20 protein-coding genes are annotated in these 19,431 nt (G+C 56.2%); 5 read left to right on the forward strand and 15 right to left on the reverse strand.

Annotated features, from left to right (window positions below):
• Positions 1–8 precede the first annotated feature (8 nt).
• The 3 genes from WFL93_RS22005 to trmB form a co-directional block, all read right to left on the reverse strand.
• On the reverse strand, positions 9–725 hold the full coding sequence (locus WFL93_RS22005; RefSeq protein ID WP_336779039.1) for a DUF2884 domain-containing protein: 717 nt from the start codon (positions 723–725) through the stop codon (positions 9–11).
• A gap of 274 nt (positions 726–999) precedes the next feature.
• Positions 1,000–1,326, reverse strand: coding sequence for a YggL family protein (locus tag WFL93_RS22010; RefSeq protein ID WP_049850703.1), 327 nt, complete (start codon positions 1,324–1,326; stop codon positions 1,000–1,002).
• A complete protein-coding gene (gene trmB / locus WFL93_RS22015) occupies positions 1,326–2,045 on the reverse strand; it encodes a tRNA (guanosine(46)-N7)-methyltransferase TrmB (RefSeq protein ID WP_007890328.1) in 720 nt (239 codons plus the stop codon). The genes WFL93_RS22010 and trmB overlap by 1 nt, the downstream gene beginning before the upstream one ends.
• A 154-nt stretch (positions 2,046–2,199) precedes the next feature.
• Here trmB and mutY point away from each other — a divergent pair, with 154 nt between their 5' ends.
• From mutY to mltC, 3 genes are read left to right on the forward strand one after another with little or no spacing between them, the layout of a single operon-like run.
• Positions 2,200–3,285 (forward strand): A/G-specific adenine glycosylase, encoded by a 1,086-nt coding sequence (gene mutY / locus WFL93_RS22020; protein ID WP_336779040.1) that lies wholly within the window; start codon positions 2,200–2,202, stop codon positions 3,283–3,285.
• Positions 3,285–3,557 carry an oxidative damage protection protein gene (locus WFL93_RS22025; RefSeq protein WP_007890330.1) on the forward strand — a complete coding sequence of 91 codons (273 nt, stop codon included), beginning with the start codon at positions 3,285–3,287 and terminating at the stop codon, positions 3,555–3,557. Before mutY ends, WFL93_RS22025 begins: the two co-directional genes overlap by 1 nt.
• A gap of 54 nt (positions 3,558–3,611) precedes the next feature.
• The gene (gene mltC, locus WFL93_RS22030) at positions 3,612–4,691 is read left to right on the forward strand and encodes a membrane-bound lytic murein transglycosylase MltC (protein WP_007890331.1); all 1,080 of its coding nucleotides are present in this window, start codon (positions 3,612–3,614) and stop codon (positions 4,689–4,691) included.
• Between the two features lie 134 nt (positions 4,692–4,825).
• Here the strand turns inward: mltC and WFL93_RS22035 are convergent, their stop codons facing one another.
• On the reverse strand, positions 4,826–6,976 hold the full coding sequence (locus WFL93_RS22035) for an ornithine decarboxylase (protein WP_336779041.1): 2,151 nt from the start codon (positions 6,974–6,976) through the stop codon (positions 4,826–4,828).
• 315 nt (positions 6,977–7,291) lie between these two features.
• Here WFL93_RS22035 and acuI point away from each other — a divergent pair, with 315 nt between their 5' ends.
• On the forward strand, positions 7,292–8,275 hold the full coding sequence (gene acuI / locus WFL93_RS22040; protein WP_336779042.1) for an acrylyl-CoA reductase (NADPH): 984 nt from the start codon (positions 7,292–7,294) through the stop codon (positions 8,273–8,275).
• Between the two features lie 72 nt (positions 8,276–8,347).
• Here the strand turns inward: acuI and WFL93_RS22045 are convergent, their stop codons facing one another.
• From WFL93_RS22045 to WFL93_RS22065, 5 genes are all read right to left on the reverse strand, one after another.
• The gene (locus WFL93_RS22045; protein WP_336779043.1) at positions 8,348–9,127 is read right to left on the reverse strand and encodes a heme ABC transporter ATP-binding protein; all 780 of its coding nucleotides are present in this window, start codon (positions 9,125–9,127) and stop codon (positions 8,348–8,350) included.
• On the reverse strand, positions 9,124–10,122 hold the full coding sequence (locus WFL93_RS22050) for a FecCD family ABC transporter permease (protein ID WP_336779044.1): 999 nt from the start codon (positions 10,120–10,122) through the stop codon (positions 9,124–9,126). Before WFL93_RS22050 ends, WFL93_RS22045 begins: the two co-directional genes overlap by 4 nt.
• A gap of 96 nt (positions 10,123–10,218) precedes the next feature.
• Positions 10,219–11,061: a heme/hemin ABC transporter substrate-binding protein gene (locus WFL93_RS22055; protein ID WP_336779045.1), complete on the reverse strand. Its 843-nt coding sequence runs from the start codon at positions 11,059–11,061 to the stop codon at positions 10,219–10,221.
• Complete coding sequence (locus WFL93_RS22060; protein ID WP_336779046.1) at positions 11,058–12,089, reverse strand: hemin-degrading factor; 1,032 nt, start codon at positions 12,087–12,089, stop codon at positions 11,058–11,060. The genes WFL93_RS22055 and WFL93_RS22060 overlap by 4 nt, the downstream gene beginning before the upstream one ends.
• Positions 12,090–12,138: 49 nt before the next feature.
• Positions 12,139–14,472 (reverse strand): TonB-dependent receptor domain-containing protein, encoded by a 2,334-nt coding sequence (locus WFL93_RS22065; RefSeq protein ID WP_007890339.1) that lies wholly within the window; start codon positions 14,470–14,472, stop codon positions 12,139–12,141.
• A gap of 230 nt (positions 14,473–14,702) precedes the next feature.
• Here WFL93_RS22065 and WFL93_RS22070 point away from each other — a divergent pair, with 230 nt between their 5' ends.
• Complete coding sequence (locus tag WFL93_RS22070; RefSeq protein WP_007890340.1) at positions 14,703–14,990, forward strand: SelT/SelW/SelH family protein; 288 nt, start codon at positions 14,703–14,705, stop codon at positions 14,988–14,990.
• Between the two features lie 69 nt (positions 14,991–15,059).
• Here the strand turns inward: WFL93_RS22070 and WFL93_RS22075 are convergent, their stop codons facing one another.
• From WFL93_RS22075 to cydB, 6 genes are all read right to left on the reverse strand, one after another.
• Positions 15,060–15,599 carry a PadR family transcriptional regulator gene (locus WFL93_RS22075; protein ID WP_336779047.1) on the reverse strand — a complete coding sequence of 180 codons (540 nt, stop codon included), beginning with the start codon at positions 15,597–15,599 and terminating at the stop codon, positions 15,060–15,062.
• Positions 15,600–15,689: 90 nt separating this feature from the next.
• Positions 15,690–16,472 carry a siderophore-interacting protein gene (locus tag WFL93_RS22080; protein ID WP_180822431.1) on the reverse strand — a complete coding sequence of 261 codons (783 nt, stop codon included), beginning with the start codon at positions 16,470–16,472 and terminating at the stop codon, positions 15,690–15,692.
• 278 nt (positions 16,473–16,750) lie between these two features.
• Positions 16,751–16,894: a hypothetical protein gene (locus WFL93_RS22085; protein ID WP_235440716.1), complete on the reverse strand. Its 144-nt coding sequence runs from the start codon at positions 16,892–16,894 to the stop codon at positions 16,751–16,753.
• 251 nt (positions 16,895–17,145) lie between these two features.
• Positions 17,146–18,012: a helix-turn-helix domain-containing protein gene (locus tag WFL93_RS22090; protein WP_180822433.1), complete on the reverse strand. Its 867-nt coding sequence runs from the start codon at positions 18,010–18,012 to the stop codon at positions 17,146–17,148.
• A 245-nt stretch (positions 18,013–18,257) separates the two neighbouring features.
• Entirely contained in the window at positions 18,258–18,425 is a 168-nt protein-coding gene (locus WFL93_RS22095; protein ID WP_007890345.1) for a DUF2474 domain-containing protein, read from the reverse strand.
• A 1-nt stretch (position 18,426) separates the two neighbouring features.
• Positions 18,427–19,431, reverse strand: coding sequence for a cytochrome d ubiquinol oxidase subunit II (gene cydB / locus WFL93_RS22100; protein WP_007890346.1), 1,005 nt, complete (start codon positions 19,429–19,431; stop codon positions 18,427–18,429).

Below are 19,431 nucleotides of genomic sequence, written 5' to 3' on the forward strand. Positions count from 1 at the left end.
CTGCGTTGTTAGCCTTTAACGCCCTGCATCAACCCTTTGCGCTGCTCTTCCAGCACGGTGACGCGGTTACACACTTCGTGGCCGAAATTCTGGAAATCCTGCTCCTGCTTGTTCCATTCCGCCTGCACCGACTGCTGTAAGCCGCCAAGGTTGCCCATAATGGCCTGCAGCGGATTGCTGCCGCTCGCGGCCTGGCTGCTGCCCATTTCGTTGAGGCTATCCTGCATGATGCCGCCCAATGTGCTCTGCACCAGCTTCTCGCCTTCAGCGCGCACCTGATCGATGGCCTGATGATGGAAGGTTAATCCATCCGGGCGATGCTCAATAATCCGGTTCATTTGCTGCTTGAGCTGGCCGTTCAGCTTGGTCAGACGATTACGCACATTGCTGTTAGCGCCGAGCTTTTCGACGATCACTTTATCCAGCGCCACGCGGCTGCGTTCAAGACGTGAAGTCGCACCGCTATCGATCCATGGCAAGTCGCGACGCAGCGCGGTTTGATAATCGATGGCTTTCTGGCGCGCGGCGTTATCCACGTTGACCTTCTGGCCATTAAACTGCACATCGCCCTGCGGAGTGATTTCGAGGTTGCCGTTGCTGCCCACCACCTGCACGCTCTGCGGTTTAATGATCACATCATCCTGTGGCTTGACGCTGCACTCGTATGCAGCCTGAGCCTGAGTTGCCGCCAGCAGCAGCGCGGCGATAAGTGCCTTACGAACCATGAAATCTCCTGAGCAATAAAAAGGTCGCCATAAAGGTACAAACCGGGCTGATGGGTAACAGTTTGCTCGCTGTAGTCAAAATGTGCTTGCTGTCCCCCATCCCGGCCTTCCCCCGCAAGCGGGGGAAGGAGACGCTGCCACATGCCAATTTAATACTCACATATGGCACATCTTCCTCCCCCGCGAGCGGGGGAGGACCGAGGAGGGGGACAGCCAGCACGGTACGAGGTGGGGAAAAGCCAGCACGTTTTTAACTCGCATTAACCACTAAAGATTAGTCCCACCAAACGTCGAAGAGTTCAGTTACTTGAATATCAGAAAGGTTATGCTGCTCGAGCCACTTACGCACCAGCTCGCGGTGCTCATCGGTGCACTTGCCGGTTTCCTGCAGGCAAACCAGACCTTCCCACACCAGATAGCCGCTGCCATCGTAGGCCAAGCCATTCGGCGCGATCACTTCGTTAATGAACTGATCAACAGTCGCATCAATTTGCTGCTCGGTGGTGCCTTCGGCAAAACGCCAGGCCACGGAGAAACCTAATTCCTGAAACTCATCAATATGCAGTTTTTTACGCAAACGACGGCTACGCTGTACGGCCATTATTTCACCCTCTCAAACATCAGATCCCATACGCCATGGCCTAGTCGCTGCCCGCGCTGCTCAAACTTGGTTAACGGACGCGTTTCGGGACGCGGCACGTAATCATTACTCTCCGACTGATTTTTATATCCGTCGATGCTGCTCATCACTTCTAACATGTGTTCGGCGTAGGCTTCCCAGTCGGTTGCCATGTGGAACACGCCGCCCAGCTTCAACTTGCGCATCACCAGTTCAGCAAACGGCACCTGTACGATGCGACGTTTGTTATGGCGCGCTTTGTGCCATGGATCCGGGAAGAACAGCTGCACCATACGCAGCGAGTTGTCCGGAATCATCTTCTGCAGTACTTCCACCGCGTCGTGACACATCACACGCAGGTTCTCTACGCCCGCTTCCTTCGCCGACGCCAGACAAGCGCCGACGCCCGGTGCATGAACTTCCAGGCCGAGGAAGTTCTGGTGCGGATTGTTCTGCGCCATGGTCACCAGTGAGGCGCCCATGCCAAAACCAATTTCCAGCACGACCGGCGCGTCACGGCCAAACAGCGTCACCAGATCCAGCGGTTCCGGCTGGAACTCAACGCCCATCTCCGGCCATAAATTATCGAGCGCGAGCTGCTGTCCTTTCGTTAAGCGCCCCTGGCGGCGCACAAAACTGCGGATACGGCGTAATGGCCGCCCGTTCTCATCGAATTCAGGGGTGATGACGTCATTAATCATGTTGAAGCCTGCTGGTTAGCCTGTTCTGGGAAACGGGCATTATGCAAAGTTAGAAAGCAGAAGCAAGCCTTTGCAATGTTCCGGTTTACACCCTGATGTCTCTGTGCTGGAATTCCTGCCTGATTGTAGAGTAAACACGGAAAATTTCCTTCTTATGATGCAAGCGCCGATGTTCGCGCAACAAGTGCTGGATTGGTATCAGCGCTTCGGTCGCAAAACCCTGCCGTGGCAGCAGGAGAAGACGCCATACAAAGTGTGGCTGTCTGAAGTGATGCTGCAGCAAACGCAAGTTGCTACCGTCATTCCCTATTTTGAACGCTTTATGGCGCGCTTCCCCACGGTGGCCGATCTGGCCGCCGCGCCGCTGGATGAAGTACTGCATCTGTGGACCGGCCTCGGTTATTACGCGCGTGCGCGCAATCTGCATAAAGCGGCTAAACAGGTGGTTGAGCAACACGGCGGCGAATTCCCGCGTAACTTTGATGATGTGGCAGCATTGCCAGGGATTGGTCGATCGACGGCGGGCGCGGTGCTATCGCTGTCGCTGGGTCTGCATTTCCCGATTCTGGATGGCAACGTTAAACGCGTGCTGGCGCGCTGCTACGCGGTCGGCGGCTGGCCGGGCAAAAAAGACGTTGAGAAACGTTTGTGGCAGATCAGCGAACAGGTCACGCCAGCCGCAGGCGTTAGCCAGTTTAATCAGGCGATGATGGACCTTGGCGCGTTAGTATGTACTCGCTCACGTCCTAAGTGTGAAATCTGCCCACTCAACAGCGGCTGCGTCGCTTATGCCAACAGCAGCTGGGCTGACTATCCCGGCAAGAAACCGAAGCAGACTTTGCCGGAACGTAGCGGCTGGATGCTGATGATGCAGGATGGCGATGATGTGTGGTTAGAGCAGCGTCCGCCAGTAGGTTTATGGGGCGGACTGTTCTGCTTCCCACAGTTTACTAGTGAGCAAGCGCTAACTGACTGGCTAAGCGAACGGGGCATTCACGCCCAACCGCAGCAGCTCACGGCGTTTCGTCATACCTTTAGCCATTTCCATTTAGACATTGTGCCTATGTGGCTAGCGTGGCCTTCCTCCGGGTCGCTGATGGATGAAGCGGGCGGTCTCTGGTATAACTTAGCGCAACCACCGTCAGTGGGTTTGGCGGCGCCGGTTGAGCGCTTATTGCATGAATTGCGCCATCCCCAGCAACTGTCACTGCATAAGCATGTGACTGAAGAGGAAGAGTAATGAGCCGCACCATTTTTTGTACTTATCTGCAACGCGATGCTGAAGGCCAGGACTTTCAGCTCTACCCTGGCGAACTGGGTAAGCGCATCTTCAATGAGATCTCCAAAGAAGCCTGGCAACAGTGGATGTCCAAGCAGACCATGCTGATCAATGAGAAGAAATTGAGCATGATGAACCCGGAAGATCGCAAAGTGCTGGAAAAGGAGATGATTAATTTCCTGTTTGAAGGCAAAGATGTGCACATTGAAGGTTACACCCCGCCAGAAAAATAACCGTTCAGGGCTTCCCTTTGAGGCCCTCTTTTTCGAGTCAGGCACGTATTTACAATGAACAAAAAACTGATAGCCCTGCTGGTGATAGCACCCCTTTTGGTTTCCTGCTCCGGACAAAAAAAATCGCCGTTTCATGAAGAGTGGGTCAAGGACACCAACGGATTTGATATTTTGATGGGTCAGTTCGCCCATAACATTGAAAATATTTGGGGAATCAATGAGGTTCTGATCGCTGGACCGAAAGATTACGTCAAATATAGCGACGGATATTACACCCGCAGTCACATCAACTTTGACAGCGGTAGCATTACTATTGAGACCATTTCCGGCACCGATCCGATGGCCAGCCTGCGCCAGGCGATCATCACTACGCTGTTGATTGGCGAAGATCCGGGTAATGTCGATCTCTACTCTGATGCCAACGATATTCAGATCAGTAAAGAGCCGCTGCTCTACGGCCAGGTGCTGGACAATACCGGCCAGCCGATTCGCTGGCAGGGCCGCGCCGGCAGCTTTGCTGATTATCTGATCCAGAACAAACTGCAGAAACGCACCTCCGGATTGCACGTCATCTGGTCGGTGACCATTCCGATGGTGCCGAACCACCTCGATAAGCGTGCCCACAAATATCTGCCGATGGTGCGTAAAGCCGCTGAGCAATATAACGTGGATGCGTCACTGATTCTGGCGATTATGCAGATTGAATCGAGCTTCAACCCCTATGCGGTGAGCCATGCCGATGCGCTGGGACTGATGCAGGTAGTGCAGCATACCGCCGGTGTTGATGTGTTCCGTATGAAGGGCAAAGGCGGCAAGCCGAGCCGTAGCTATCTGCTTGATCCTGAGAATAATATTGATGCGGGCACCGCGTATTTGTCGCTGCTGCAGAGAAGCTATTTGGGTGGCATTCAGGATCCGGTTTCGCGGCGTTATGCGGTGATTACGGCCTATAACGGCGGTGCTGGCAGCGTACTGCGCGTGTTCTCCAGCGATAAAGATCGTGCGTTCTCGTCGATTAACGGTATGTCGCCAGCGGAGGTGTATCAGACGCTGACCACCAACCACCCTTCGGCAGAATCGCGTCGTTATTTGTATAAGGTGAGCCAGGCGCAGCGCAGCTATCGTCGGTTCTAGGACGGTGCGGCTTGGCCCTCATCCCAACCTTCTCACGCTCGCGGGAGAAGGAGCCGATCCAGCACATGCTTAACAATGCTCACCACCTAAACATTCCCTCTCCCGCGTGCGGGAGAGGGTTAGGGTGAGGGAAATCAGCACACCATCATATTCGCCACCAGATGCTTACGCCCGCTCTCATCTTCCTCGGTGTAAACCCCTTGCAGCTCAGGCGAGAAGCCCGGCAGTAGATTGATGCCCTCTTCCAGCGCGAGGAAATAGCGCTGCACCGCGCCGCCCCACACTTCGCCCGGCACCACACACAATACGCCCGGCGGATACGGCAACGCGCCCTCGGCCGCGATGCGCCCTTCGGCTTTGGCAATCGCCACCAGCTCCACTTCACCACGAATATAGGCCTGATGCGCATCCTGCGGATTGACGTGCACCGCTGGGAAGCAGGCAGCGCGGAACATCGCTTTCTGCAAATCCTTCACCTCGAAACTGACATACAGATCGTGCATTTCCTGGCACAAACGACGCAGCGTGTAGCCTTTATAGCGCTCGATATTCTTGCGATAAACGCTCGGCAGCACTTCCGCTAACAGCGCATCCTCTTTCACGTGCTGCTCAAACTGTTCCAGCATCGCCACCAGATGCGCCATTTTCTCCGGCGTTTCCGCTGGCGTCAGCAGGAACAGAATCGAATTAAGATCGCACTTCTCCGGCACGATGCCGTTTTCGCGCAGATAGTTGGCGAGAATCGTCGCCGGAATACCGAAGCGGGTGTATTCACCGCTGGCAGCATCAATGCCCGGCGTAGTCAGCAGCAGCTTGCAGGGATCGACCAGATACTGTTGCTGGGCATAACCTTCAAAGCCGTGCCATTTCGCCCCGGGTTCAAGGCTAAAGTAAGCGGGATCGGCGGCAATGGCTTCCGTTTCGGCCGATTGCCACAGCTTACCGTGCACTTTTTCCGGCAGGAACGGTTGGATCATTTCACAGCGTTCCAGAATCGCTTTGCGCGCATCGATACCGATGGTGACGCAGTCGTGCCACATGCTACGTCCGGCCTCACCTTTGTGCATACGCGCGTTAATATCCAGCGCAGCAAACAGCGGATAGAACGGGCTGGTTGAGGCGTGCAGCATAAAGGCGTTGTTCAGGCGTTTATGCGGACAGAAACGCTTTTGCCCACGGATGTGATTGTCTTTCTTATGAATTTGCGAGGTCTGCGAGAAACCGGCCAGCTGTTTGTGCACCGACTGCGTAACAAAAATACCGGGATCGTTCTCGTTCAGCTCCAGCGTCAGCGGCGAGCAGCCAGCCATCAGCGGGATAAACTGCTCATAACCCACCCACGCCGAATCAAACAGGATGTAATCACACAGATGACCGATGCGATCGACCACCTGACGCGCGTTATATACCGTGCCGTCGTAGGTGCCGAGCTGAATGATCGCCAGACGGAAAGGACGCTGATCCTTCGCGCGGTGTGGCGCGACTTTCTCAATCTGCTCACGCAGATAGGCATCGTCAAAGCAGTGCGCATCAATGCCGCCGATAAAGCCAAACGGATTACGCGCCGCTTCCAGATACACCGGCGTCGCGCCCGCCTGAATCAGCGCACCGTGGTGATTGGATTTATGGTTATTGCGGTCAAACAGCACCAGATCGCCGCGCGTGAGCAGCGCATTGGTCACCACTTTATTGGCGCTTGAGGTGCCGTTAAGCACGAAGTAGGTTTTGTCGGCGTTAAACACTTTGGCGGCAAACTTCTGTGCATCTTTGGCTGAGCCTTCATGGATCAGCAGATCGCCAAGCTTAACGTCGGCGTTGCACATATCGGAACGGAAGACGTTCTCGCCGTAGAACTCATAGAACTGACGTCCTGCCGGATGTTTACGGAAGAACGCGCCGCCCTGATGTCCCGGACAGGCAAAGGTGCTGTTCTGCATATCGACATAGCGCGTTAGCGTGTCGAAGAACGGCGGTAGTAACTCGGATTCGTACGCCTGCGCAGCGTCCTCCAGCGCGGCCCACTCTTCAGGCGCGCCATTAATTTCCCCGCTCACGCCCGGCAACTTCAGCACCTCTTCATCGAACGCATGAGCGACAAACACCGGCAGATTGAAGCCGGTTTGGCGCAACAGTGTCAAAACGCCGCTGCGGGTGTCCGACAGGGAGATAACCACCGCTGCCACATCGGTAAAATCAGTATTGTCCAGCGTCACCACGTCGCGCGCGGTGTTCAGGCTGAGGTTTGGCGCTACAGCAACGCTGGCAGCAATTTTCAATGGGTTCATAACACAAATCCCTGAGAGAGGATGAGTGGGTGCCGATGGCACAGCAATGAGGAGGTTTCCTCGGCGAAAGTCATAAGGGAGTTGATCACTGACTGGGGCGCAATCATGTCATCTTTTTTTTGCAGGAACAACCGCGCCCTCACCCTAACCCTCTCCCGCAAGCGGGCGAGGGAACCGATCCAGCAGATTTCGAATTTGGTACTCAATATTTAGCCACCGCACGGACGGCCCCCTCGCCCGTTTACGGGAGAGGGCTGGGGTGAGGGAAAAAAAGGAGTACTATTACCCTACTTTCCTCAACCAGCCGGAGGCTGCATGTTTAAGGCATTGGTCATTGAAAATGATGAACAGGGCTATCGCACCACCCTGCAAGATCTGTCAGAAAAACAACTGCCCGATCAGGATGTCACCCTCGAAGTAAGCTACTCCACACTCAACTACAAAGACGCCCTCGCCATCTGCAACAAAGGCCCGATTGTGCGCCAATTCCCGATGGTGCCGGGCATCGATTTTGTCGGTCGTGTCATCAATAGCCGTCATGCCGAATGGCAGCAGGACGATGTCGCACTGCTCACCGGCTGGGGCGTGGGTGAAAAACATTGGGGCGGACTGGCGCAAAAAGCCAGCGTCTCGGGCGACTGGCTGGTGAAAGTGCCCTCTGCGCTGAGCCCACTGCAAACCATGGCGATTGGCACTGCGGGCTTTACCGCCATGCTGTGCGTGCTGGCGCTGGAAAAACAGGGCATCACGCCACAGCACGGTCCGGTGTTAGTTACCGGCGCGAGCGGCGGCGTGGGCAGCTTTGCCGTCAGCCTGCTGGCACGCCTCGGCTTCGAAGTGGTGGCCTCCAGCGGGCGCGCCAGCGACAGCGACTACCTGCGCAACACGCTTGGCGCCGCGTCGATTATCGATCGCGCAGAGCTGAGCGAGCCCGGCAAACCGCTGGCCAAAGAGCGTTGGGCCGCAGCGATTGATAGTGTCGGCAGCCACACGCTGGCCAATGTATTAGCGGGCATCAAGCGCGATGGCGTGGTAGCGGCCTGCGGCATGGCGCAAGGGTTGGATCTGCCAACCAGCGTCGCGCCGTTCATTCTGCGCGGCGTGGTGCTGGCCGGTGTGGATAGCGTGATGTGCGCGAAACCGCTGCGTCAGCAGGCATGGCAACGTCTGGCGGAGCTGGTGGATGGCGAGCAGCTGCAGCAGTTAACCAAAGTGATTCCGCTGGCGGAAGCGCGTGAAGGTGCCGAGCTCCTGCTGGCGGGGAAAGTGCGTGGACGCTTGATCGTCGATTGCCGCTAATCGCACCATCACGTAGCGGCGCAATTTATTGCGCATCTTTTACAGAGCGCGATAAATCGCGCCGCTACGGTGTCAGGCGCGCAGTTGAATCTGCGGCCTGCCCTTTTCATCCTTTATCACCACGTCCAGCTCCGCCTGATACCAGCGCGTTAGCGTGCGCTCGGTCATCACCTCCTGCGGTGCACCTTCCGCCACCAGCTTGCCCTGATGCAGCAGCAACACACGATCCGACCACAGCGACGCGAGATTCAGATCGTGCAGCACGGTGCAGACGCTGAAGCGCCCGTTGCGCGTTAAGCGGTGCAGTAAACGCAAACTGTGCTGCTGCCAGAACAGATCGAGTGCCGACGTCGGTTCGTCGAGAAACAGCCAGCCGCGCGGCCCATCGTCGTGCCACAGCTGCGCCAGCACGCGCGCCAGCTGCACGCGCTGCTGCTCCCCGCCGGAGAGCGAGCGATAATCGCGCCTGGCCAGTTCAAGGCTGCCGGTGATGTGCATCACCTCTTCGATAACCGCTTTTGATTGACTGCTCGGCCAGGGCGCACGTCCCATCGCCACCACCTCGGCGGCCGGTAACGGAAAGGTGACGCTGTTTTGCTGACGCATCACCGCGCGGCGCTGTGCCAGCGGCTCACGCGGCCAGTCGTTTAAGGGGCGTTCGCCGAGCCAGCATTCGCCGGCTTGCGGCGTAAGAAAGCCGGTTAGCAGACGCAGCAGGGTAGATTTTCCGGCGCCGTTCGGACCAATCAGCGCGACCATTTCACCCGGCTGTAAGCTAAGCGAAACGTCATCGATTAACGCGCGCGAGCCGTGGCTAAAACGCAGGCCGCGCGCCTGCAGGCAATCACTCATTCATCCCCCTTGGGCTCACGCAGAATCAGCCAGAGAAACCACGGGCCGCCGAGCAGACTGGTTAACAACCCCACTGGCATCTCCGCTGGCACCACCACCGTACGCGCCAGCGTATCCGCCAGCAGCAGCAAAATTGCGCCCGCCAGCGCCGAGCCCGGCAGCATCCAGCGATGATCGCTGCCGAGGCAGAAACGCATCAGATGCGGTACCACTAAGCCGACAAAGCCAATAATGCCGCTCACCGCCACGGCGGTGCCAACCAACAAGGCGCTCAGCACCAGCAGCTGACGCTGGGTACGCTTTACGTCGATGCCCATGTAATGTGCGTCTTCCTCGCCGAGCTGCAGCAAGTTAAGGCGACGCGCGCGCAGCTGAATGGCGATCAGCGCGGGCAGAATCAGCAGCGCGCACACGCTCAGGCTTGGCCATTGCGCCGCACTCAAACTGCCCATGCCCCATAGCGCCAGCTGACGCAGCTGTTGATCGTTACTCAGCCATGACAGCACGCCGACCGCCGCGCCGCACAAAGCATTAATCGCAATGCCAACCAGCAGCAAGCGTGACAAATTGCCCAGCGCCAGGCGGCTGAAGCTGAAAATCAGCAAGGTGACGACCAGGCTGCCGCCAAAGGCAGCGAGGGTCGGCAACCATAACGCCAGCAGCGGCGGTAAGCTCAGCGGAATCACAATCGAAATCGCCACCGCCAATCCGGCACCGCTGCTGATGCCGAGCAAACCGGGATCGGCCAGCGGGTTGCGAAACAATCCCTGCATCACCGCGCCGGAGACCGCCAACGCCATGCCGAGCAGCACCGCCAGCAGCACGCGCGGCAGGCGGATGTTGATCCAGATTTGCCACGCCATATCGCTCAGCGGGGCGCGCCACAAGGTGCGCATCGAAAGCGGCATCGCACCGAAGTTGGCGGCCATCAGCATGCATATCACCATGCTGATGCCCATCACACACAGCCAGCGCAGCATGGATGCATTCGTCATGTTTTTTCCCCTAAATAATTCAAGATGCAGGAAGGCAGCAAGTGTTCGAATCCCCAGGAGCTTACAAAAGTAAGTGACTGGGGTGAGAACACGCCGCTAACGCGCCTGCGGCTTGAAGTGTGACGGGGAAGCTGCTTCGGCGGCATGACGCAGCTTGATGAGAACGCCTGGCGTATCGAGGCCAAAGCTCAGCAGCGCCATCTCATCCACCACCAGCAAGGCGCGATGCTGACCGGCTGGCGTCAGCGCCAATCCTGGCAACGACCACACTTTATCTTCGCCACCCAGCGTGCGCAGGCCATCTTCGCCCACCACAATCAAATCCGGTGCCGCCGCGACCACGCCTTCCTGCGACAGCTGCTGATAGTGCGGCACCGCCGCCATGGCGTTGATCAGCCCGGCGCTGCGAATGGCACCGTCCGCGCCGGTTTGCGCGCCAGCCGCCTGGGTGCGCATGCCGCCATGCGCCATGATGAACAGCACTTTAATCGGCAACAGTTTTTGTGGGATCTGCGCGCGCTGCTTGTTCACTTTTTCGATCAGCGCGTTGGCGGCCTCTTCACGATGCAGCGCCTTGCCGATAGTGGCGATTTTTTCCGCGATAGCATCGAGGCTGTTTTTGCCGGTGACATCCACCACCTTCACGCCAGCTTGTGCCACCTGCTGCAGCACCAGCGACGGTTTGGCCTGCTCGCTGCTCAGCACCAGCGTCGGCTTCAGCGCCAGAATCCCTTCGGCGTTCAGCTGCCGCATATAACCCACATCCGGCAGTTTGTTGGCCTGCGCCGGATGCTGGCTGGTGCTATCGCGCGCCACCAAATCCTGCTGCGCATCCAGCGCATAAATGATTTGCGTGACGTCGCCGCCAATGGAAATGACGCGCTCCGCCGCGAAGGTTGGCAGCGCCAGCGCGCTAAGCAGCAACAAAAGTTGTCTCATGCTGACGCTCCTGCCGCTGTCAGTGAGGTCACCTGCTCGCGCCAGCGTGCCTGCTCCGGCGTGCCTTCACTGCGCTGGCCGTACAGTTGGGCGATCTGCGTGCCGTCGGCGGCAAACAGCTCGAGGCTGGTGACAAAGCCGTCGCCGCTCGGTTTGCGCGTCACCCAGCTTTCACTGATGCGGTCCGCCATCAAATGCAGCGTGAAGGTGGGATTGAAGATGTTGATCCAGTTATCCATCGGCATCAGCTTGTGCACCGCGCCGGTGAAGATCTGCGTGCAGCCGCGGTTACCGATGAAAATCATGATTTCATTGCCATCCTGCTGTGCCAGATTCAGCAGCTGCGCCAGTGAATCATTACTCACCTGACGTGCCAGATCGTCTGCCACCGCGCGAAACGCCTGCGGGCGCGCAAGGTTATGGCGCTTGAGCAGACCAAAGAACTGATGCACATCCGTCATCGCGCGCCATTCAGCTTCTACTTTGCTGGCGTCAATTGCACTGCTGTATTGCGGCGGGCTGGCAGGCTGTGGATCTAACGCCGCTGCACTCTCCACCACAAACTCGGCAAGCAGCGCATCCCAGGCGGCGATATCGGTGTTGTCGGTGGCGTAAATTTTCAATACTGCATCAGCGTGGCGATCAAAAATCTGGATGCTTTGGCGTTCGCCGTGTGCGGTCTGCTCACGCAGAAAGAACGCGCTGTGCCACTGATTGGGAAACAGGCGCTGATCGAGCGCGCGCGGATTAAGAATCAGCCCGGCATGCTCGCCGAGGTGCAGGTTTTCATATTTGCCGACCTGCTCGTGTACCGCATACTCATTGCGCGTGATGCTTTTGGTTTCGCCGACGGCGGCCAGTGCGGCCAGCAGCGCGGGGAAATCGCCTTTTAACGCCCTGGCATCCTGACCAACGCGCGCTTCGCACAGCTGTGCTTCGCCAATGCCCATCAGCGCGGCGAGATCGCGCGCATACTTTTTCGGATGTTCGCCTTTCAGTGCCAGATAGTGATCGTAACGTGGGTTCATTGCGCTTGCTCCATGAAAAGGCCCTGCGCTGCCGCAGGGCGAAAAGAGGTTAGAAATCGACGTTAACACCTAACTGGAAGGTGCGGCCTGGCATCACCGCCAGATTAATGTCGTTGCGTTCCTGGTCATTGCTGCTGGTCAGCGTGCGGCTGCTGGTGTAATCCCAGTATTTGCGGTCGGTAATGTTGTAGATGCCGCCGCTCAGCTTGACGTTTTTCGTCGCCTGCCAGTAAGCCGTCGCATCAACCATGCCATAACCCGGGACACGCATATATTCCGTGGTGGAATCGGTGATCGGCGTGCCAGCATTGGTATAGCTTTCGCGGTTGGTGGCCGTCGCCTGCTTACCTTTCACGAAGGTGGCGGTCAGCGCTGCGCCGTAGCCGCGCGCTTTGTCATCCCACGCCAGGCCGACAATCGCCTTCAGCGGTGCGACGCTATCGAGATCGATGTATTTGTCACCGGAGTAGCTGGACTTGGATTTCCCTTCGTTATAACCCAGCGCGAAGGTGCTGCTCAGGCCATCCACCTGCGAGAACCAGGTGCCGTAATTCACTTTGGTGGAGATCTCAGCACCATAAATGTAGGCCTTATCGCGGTTTTCAGCCTGATAGCTGGTGTAGATGTTGCTCGGTACGTTGACGAACCTCTCCGGATTGGTGGCGCGACGATAGCGGGTATAAGCGATGAAGTTTTTATACTGGTTGTAGAACACCGACGTGTTAACCGTTACGCCTTCGGTGGCCTGACCTTTCAGGCCCCACTCGAAGTTGTTGCTGGTTTCGGTTTTCAGATCGGTATTACCAATCAGCGCATACTGCGCGCTACCGGCATAGCTCGAACCCAGGTTCCATGAACCGTACAGCTGGCTGGTGGTAGGGAACTGCACGCCGCGTTTGTATTGCAGATAGGTGGTCAGCGCGGGCGTCAAATCGTACTGGAAGGTCAGCGATGGCAGCACCTGAGTATCAGAGTTGGTTTTGCCGTACAGCGCATCAACCTGCTCTTCGGTCAACACCGCGCTGCCATTGGTAAGATCGCCCAGATCCTTCGGCTTAGTGCTCTGATACATCACGCGTACGCCGGGAATGATCGCGAAGTTGTGGCTATCAAGATCGAAGTTGATCTTATCCTGCAGATAACCGGCTACGGCAAACGTGCGGCTGTCTGACTGCGGTTGGGTAATGGCGCTGAAGGTGCTCGGCGTCGGCGCCTGACGGAACGGGCGCTCGCTGTTATCCAGACGCGTGTTAATCCCGGCGCTCAGCTCATGGCGCCCCAGCGTTTTGGTGCCGCGCGTATCGAAACCGTAGGTATCAACGTTGAAATCAGAATAAACAAAGCCGTACTGGCTGGCGCTGGTCGGCAGCCAGGTATTGTCATGCGCCTGAGTTTGCTGCCAGTACAGGCGCGTGGTCAGCGTGTCGATGAAATCGTTGTACGGCGTCCACTCATCCGCCAGATTGATACCCCAGCGACGCGTATCACTTTGCTGCTGCGCGGTGCCCCACACGGTGTTGCCGCTGGTGTCCCAGGTATCGTAGTGGCTGTGATTAGTTTTGTGATAGTAATCGAAGGTGGCACTCAGCTTGTGCTGATCGTTCGGCTGCCAGATGCCCGACGTCATAAAGGCATCGGAGTGCCAGTTGGCCGGATAAGCCTCTTTGACGCCGCTGTTGTTCTCGGTTTCCTGACCATCACGACGGCTGTAAACAAACAGGCCGCGCAGCTCATCATCGCCTGCGGCAGCGGTGATACCGTTGTGCCAGCTTCGGTTCGATGAGTCGTAACCGCTCTGATAGCCAAAGTAGGTATTTTTATCGCTGCTGAGGTAATCATCGGCGGTTTTGTTGTGGAACGAGACGTTGCCGCCGATCGACGTATTCGGCTGATCCACCGCAGTAGCGCCCTTCTCAATGTCGACGCTGCCGAACATATAAGGGTCGATGTAATCGCGGCCGATACCAAAGGTATTATTGCCGGTGCGGCTGACGTAAGGACGTCCGGTGGCATCCGGAATCGGAATGCCGTCGATATCCATGCCGACGCGGTTACTCTCCAGGCCACGAATGTTGTAACCGGTGTAACCCGCGCGGTCGAAGCCACTTTTACCGGCAGATGAACCACCGCTGGAGCCGGTCGCGCTGATCAGCGGTTCATACCGCATGATCGAACCGAAATCATTGGCGCCACGTTTTTGCAGCTCTTGCGCGGTGATGGTGGTTTTATTGCCGGCCTGCTGCTTCGGCGCGGTGACGGTGAGTACCGGCTCATTGCTGGCGTTATCGCTGGCGGCAAAGCTGCAAGCGGCATGAATAGCCGAAGATAAGATGGCAACTTTGAAAAGACGCTGCTGGTTTAATCCCTGAAAGAGTGAAGACATGCGCGAAATACCTGGTTAATTGTTAGTATTCGCTCACTTGCTTGCTACCAGAAAGTACGGACTTTGAAGCAAAGACCGTAAAAAGTTGCGGACTTATTTTATGTAATAAATGATTGCGACAGAAATGTAATGCAAGTGGTAATCATTATCAATAGCATTTACATTAAGATGTATCTTAGAGCGCACAATTTGTTAACTTGTTTATTATCAATAATTAAGCAGAGACACCTATGACTCAGAAACCTGCCATTACCATTCACTACTGTACTCAATGCAACTGGCTGCTACGTTCTGCGTGGATGGCGCAGGAGTTACTGCATACCTTTGCCGAGGATTTGAGTGCGGTAACGCTTAAGCCAGGCACCGGCGGCGTGTTTGAGATTCAGATTGATGGGCTGGTGATTTGGGAGCGTAAGCAGGAAGGCGGATTCCCGGATGCGGCGGCGTTGAAGCAGCGCGTGCGCGATGTTTGCTGGCCGGATCGCGCATTGGGGCATGTGGACAAGAAGAAGAGCTGATCTGCTCTCCGTACGGTTATCGGAACGGTCGCCATAAATGGCGACCCTACGGGTGGAACTGGCAACCACCTAACTCCTGGCGATTTTCTCCGCCGCTTCGTGCAGCGCGTTAATCACCATCTCCAGCGCCTCTGGCGAAATATCTTCCTGCGCCAGACGATGATTCAAGGTGTGCTTGATCAAATTAATCGCCTGCTCAACCTGCGGAATGCTGCGGTTATTCACCAGAATCGCCAGCGAAGTTAAGCGCTCGATAATCGCCTCCACATTGTCACGATTATCCGCCAGCAGCGCCGCGCCGCTGTCATTCAGCGCATAGGCTTTACGTGACGCCTGCGCATCCACCACGCGAATCGCATCCATCTCTTCAAGCAGCGTCAGGTTGGGATAAATAATGCCGGGACTGGGGGAGTATTCCCCCTTGGAGAGCTCTTCGACTGATTTGATCAGCTCATAGCCGTGCGCAGAGCTGTTCGCCAGAAAGTGCAGCATTAACAGGCGGATATCGCTGGCATCCAGCATTCGCTCCCGACGCTTTTTACGTGCGCCTGCACAGATGGCACGCGGTGCGTGGTCGGACTGCCATGGAAAATCCCGCTGCTGTTTCATTGCCTTCCTGAGCGTCAATTTGGGGAGGTTGATAGTAGTCTGCCACCTGGCAAAATTCAACACAGGCGGCAGCGCGCGGGGAAGTGTCGGTTATTTCTGATGCCAGTAGGCCACAGCGCGCACGTAATCGGTGTGTGCACCGCGTCCCTGAGTAAAGTAATCGCTGAGCTGTTTCACCGCTTCGCCCTCACCCGTCAGCCAGATGAAGTAATCATCGGCGGGCAAGGCAATGTTATCCAGCTGCGCGGTGATGGCGGCAAGGTTAGCGGCCTGCATGGTGCCGCTGCCGAGCCAGGTCACCTGCACATTGGGTAAATCCCCCAGATAATCGCGCCCTGTAGCTTCATCCGCATACGCCAGCAGATGAATCTGCTGCGCCTGCATCTCAGCATAACGGCGCTTAAAGGCCGGCAGACCGGTCTCGTCGCAGACGTAAATCTGACAGGCATAATCAGCGGGTACGATAAGTGAACCGCGCGGGCCGCCCATGGCAATTTGGTCGCCCGGCTTAGCGTCATTGGCCCAGCTACTGGCCACGCCGCCATCGTGCAGGTAGAAATCGATGGTCAGTGAATCAACGCCGTTGAACTCCAGCGGCGTGTAATCACGCGCGGCAGGACGTACGCCGCCCGGCCAGACAATGCCGTCATCCGTCATTTGTGGCAGTGCCAGCGCGCTGCCGGCGCTGTCCGGGAAGAACACTTTGATGTGATCGTCAAACGACGGCGAATTGAAGCCTGCTAGATCGCTGCCGTTGAAAACAATGCGCCAGAATTCACCGGCAATCAGCGTTTTGCTCACCACGGTGATGTGACGGAAACGCAGTTCATTTCGTACGCGACGCGGTATGCGTGCGGTAGGGGTAGTTTGCAAGCGTTGTCTCCCTAAAAGATAGTGAAAGTCATTCTCATCTGATGGGCAAAGATTAGCTATGATATATCTTCGATGCAATGCCGAAAAATGCTATTGGCAGAATCATAAGGTCAGATTAGCGCGATAAATCGCGCCGCTACGGTGAAGTGCGGTCGGGGATGTGGAGCTAATTAAAGGCAGGAATGGTAGCGGCGCAATTTATTGCGCAATGCAGAAATGAGGATTAATGCCGAGACCGTGCATGGGTTGCGACGGTCTGGATCGGAATTAAAAGGGTATTAAGCCTGATGGTTACCGCAGGTGACGAAGCTACCCTCATCCTGGGTATGATTCGGCAGCACATTGTCGCCAAGAATTTCATGTTGCGCACAATGTGGTTGATGCGGGTGCAGGCCGCCCGGCGGTGAAAAAGGCTCAGCCATCTGCGCACTTGCCAGCGAAGAAAACGCTACAAGCGCTGTCATGAGGAACAACGGTAAAAGTCGCATAATTTTTTATCAATTCACTATAGCGGTCCGGAATGGACCAGGAATGCAGGTGATTATCCAGCCTGATGTGTGGCGGCTGGTGATTTACGCGGCCAATCAGGTTTCGATGAAGAATTTTACGCCAATTATGGCAATGAGTTTATAAAATCGTGCGGTTTGTCACGGTTTACCGCACGAATTATGCATTAGTTATCCGCCACCGGAATATAGAACGTGCCCTGTAGCAGATCGGGCGTGCTGTATTTCAGATCGAGCTTAAGCAGATCCTTGCCCGTACGTCGTGCCACGCCCAGCGCAGGCAGATGGTTGTAGTAAATCTCGGCGGTAAAGGCGTTAATCTCTTCAGGCGTACCGTGCCAGTCAATCTCCGCGTACAAGCCCTTTTCACCGGTCCAGTTCTGTACGTTGCGCGGCAGCACATCGGCGTACTGACTCTCTAGCGCCTGGAACAGACTAATGTGCTGCTGGTCGGCAGAATTTAAACCCGGACTGAACTGAAAGCCCAGCCAGCCGCGACTCACGTGTTGGCCGGCAAAGGCGATAAAATCACGCGTGTGCTGCGCCACTACATGGTGGTGATGATCAATATATTCGCCAAAGCGGCATTCCCACTCAATCACTTCACCGCACAGCTGAATCTCCGGCTTCTGCGCCAGACGCGCATTCACCCACTCGCGCTGCGTTGAGATTCGACTGTGGAAATCCTTCATCAGCATGTCCGGGATGCGGCGATAAGCACCCGGCGTCATCGAGAAGTGACTTTTAAACACCCGCGTAAAATTCTGCTGATTATCAAAGCCAAAGCGCACGGCAATATCGATCAGCGGCATGCTGGTAAGACGCAGCGCCATCGCCGCCATCGTCAGACGACGCTTACGCGTGTAGGACGCCAGCGTTTGCCCGGTCATCTCTTTGAACATGCGCTGCATGTGCCACTTGGAGTAACCGGATTTCAGGGTGATCAGATCGACATTAAGCTCGTCGGTCAGATTCGCCTCGATCCAGTCCACCAGATCAATGATGTACTGTTTTTTTAGATTCAGACTGAGCATGATTTTGATGGTCGAGTGAAGGGGTTGAAGGTAATGAATATGCGTTATTCGTCACATAAATATAACAAAAACGTATTACTAACGTAAGGAAGAGTAAACGTACCGAAGCGGGAAAAGCATTAATTGCTTAGGTTACTAACGTTTTTTAGCTCACAAAAACAAAAAAGGCCGCCACGAATGGCGACCTGGGGCATAACGGACCTGATTTGTAGGGTGCGCATTGCTGCGCACCTCCGTGCAGATGCTCAGTGCGAGCGCATGCCCGCTGCCGTCATCATCATACGAAACAGTGATGCCACCACACCGAGTGCCAGCACGCTTGCGCCGTAAATAACAACCAGCCACATCACCTGCTTCCACCACGGAATCTTCGTTTCAGTGTGAGTTTTCATGCTGCTGACCTCGGTTTTCATATCAATGGTATCCTTCGTCTGCTTTGATTTTTCCGCGGAACACGTAGTAACTCCAGAAGGTGTAACCCAGAATTACCGGAATAATCAGCAAGCCGCCCACCAACATAAACGCCTGGCTGCTGGCCGGAGAAGCGGCCTGCCAGATGGTGATTGACGGTGGAATGATGTTCGGCCAAATGCTGATGCCCAAGCCCGAGAAGCCAAGGAAAATCAGCGCCAGCGTCAGGATGAACGGCGAGTAATGCGCTTCGCGTTTAATCGCACGTACAATCCCCCACGAACACAGCACCACCAGCACCGGAACCGGCAAGAACCAGAACAGGTTTGGACGCGTGAACCAGCGCTGCGCGATATCCGCATGCGTCAGCGGCGTCCAGATGCTGATAATCCCCACCACCAGCAGCAGCGTCAGCGTCAGCGGCGTGGCCAGCGCAGACATTTTACGGTGCAGATCGTGTTCGGTTTTCATGATCAGCCAGGTACAACCCAGCAGCGCATAGGCGATGACCAAACCGACACCACAGAACAGCGGGAACGGTGCCAGCCAGCTCATCGCTGAACCGGCATATTCGCGGCCAACCACCGGGAAGCCATTCAGGATCGCGCCAACCGCCACGCCCTGGCTGAAGGTCGCCAGCAGTGAACCGGCAATGAACGACTTATCCCAGAACGCGCGATGTTCCAAAGTGGCTTTGAAGCGGAATTCAAAAGCAACGCCACGGAAGATCAGGCCAATCAACATCGCCGTTAACGGAATCGACAGCGCATCCAGCAGAACTGAATACGCCAGCGGGAATGCGCCATACAGCGCCGCGCCGCCCAGCACCAGCCAGGTTTCATTACCATCCCATACTGGCGCAACGGTGTTGACCATCATGTCGCGTTCGATGGGATCTTTATTGAACGGCAGCAGCAGGCCAATGCCGAGGTCGAAGCCATCCATCACGATGTACATCAGGGTGCCAAATACGATGATGGCAAACCAGATAATTGAAAAGTCGATCAT

Origin of the sequence: Pantoea sp. USHLN256 (genome assembly GCF_037149875.1) — a bacterium.
GTDB lineage: Bacteria > Pseudomonadota > Gammaproteobacteria > Enterobacterales > Enterobacteriaceae > Pantoea > Pantoea nemavictus.

Bases quoted from the DNA above. Each gene is read 5' to 3' on its own strand.
- WFL93_RS22005 (WP_336779039.1), bottom strand. From the start codon at position 725: ATGGTTCGTAAGGCACTTATCGCCGCGCTGCTGCTGGCGGCAACTCAG.
- WFL93_RS22010 (WP_049850703.1), bottom strand. From the start codon at position 1,326: ATGGCCGTACAGCGTAGCCGTCGTTTGCGTAAAAAACTGCATATTGAT.
- trmB (WP_007890328.1), bottom strand. From the start codon at position 2,045: ATGATTAATGACGTCATCACCCCTGAATTCGATGAGAACGGGCGGCCA.
- mutY (WP_336779040.1), top strand. From the start codon at position 2,200: ATGATGCAAGCGCCGATGTTCGCGCAACAAGTGCTGGATTGGTATCAG.
- WFL93_RS22025 (WP_007890330.1), top strand. From the start codon at position 3,285: ATGAGCCGCACCATTTTTTGTACTTATCTGCAACGCGATGCTGAAGGC.
- mltC (WP_007890331.1), top strand. From the start codon at position 3,612: ATGAACAAAAAACTGATAGCCCTGCTGGTGATAGCACCCCTTTTGGTT.
- WFL93_RS22035 (WP_336779041.1), bottom strand. From the start codon at position 6,976: ATGAACCCATTGAAAATTGCTGCCAGCGTTGCTGTAGCGCCAAACCTC.
- acuI (WP_336779042.1), top strand. From the start codon at position 7,292: ATGTTTAAGGCATTGGTCATTGAAAATGATGAACAGGGCTATCGCACC.
- WFL93_RS22045 (WP_336779043.1), bottom strand. From the start codon at position 9,127: ATGAGTGATTGCCTGCAGGCGCGCGGCCTGCGTTTTAGCCACGGCTCG.
- WFL93_RS22050 (WP_336779044.1), bottom strand. From the start codon at position 10,122: ATGACGAATGCATCCATGCTGCGCTGGCTGTGTGTGATGGGCATCAGC.
- WFL93_RS22055 (WP_336779045.1), bottom strand. From the start codon at position 11,061: ATGAGACAACTTTTGTTGCTGCTTAGCGCGCTGGCGCTGCCAACCTTC.
- WFL93_RS22060 (WP_336779046.1), bottom strand. From the start codon at position 12,089: ATGAACCCACGTTACGATCACTATCTGGCACTGAAAGGCGAACATCCG.
- WFL93_RS22065 (WP_007890339.1), bottom strand. From the start codon at position 14,472: ATGTCTTCACTCTTTCAGGGATTAAACCAGCAGCGTCTTTTCAAAGTT.
- WFL93_RS22070 (WP_007890340.1), top strand. From the start codon at position 14,703: ATGACTCAGAAACCTGCCATTACCATTCACTACTGTACTCAATGCAAC.
- WFL93_RS22075 (WP_336779047.1), bottom strand. From the start codon at position 15,599: ATGAAACAGCAGCGGGATTTTCCATGGCAGTCCGACCACGCACCGCGT.
- WFL93_RS22085 (WP_235440716.1), bottom strand. From the start codon at position 16,894: ATGGCTGAGCCTTTTTCACCGCCGGGCGGCCTGCACCCGCATCAACCA.
- WFL93_RS22090 (WP_180822433.1), bottom strand. From the start codon at position 18,012: ATGCTCAGTCTGAATCTAAAAAAACAGTACATCATTGATCTGGTGGAC.
- WFL93_RS22095 (WP_007890345.1), bottom strand. From the start codon at position 18,425: ATGAAAACCGAGGTCAGCAGCATGAAAACTCACACTGAAACGAAGATT.
- cydB (WP_007890346.1), bottom strand. From the start codon at position 19,431: ATGATCGACTTTTCAATTATCTGGTTTGCCATCATCGTATTTGGCACC.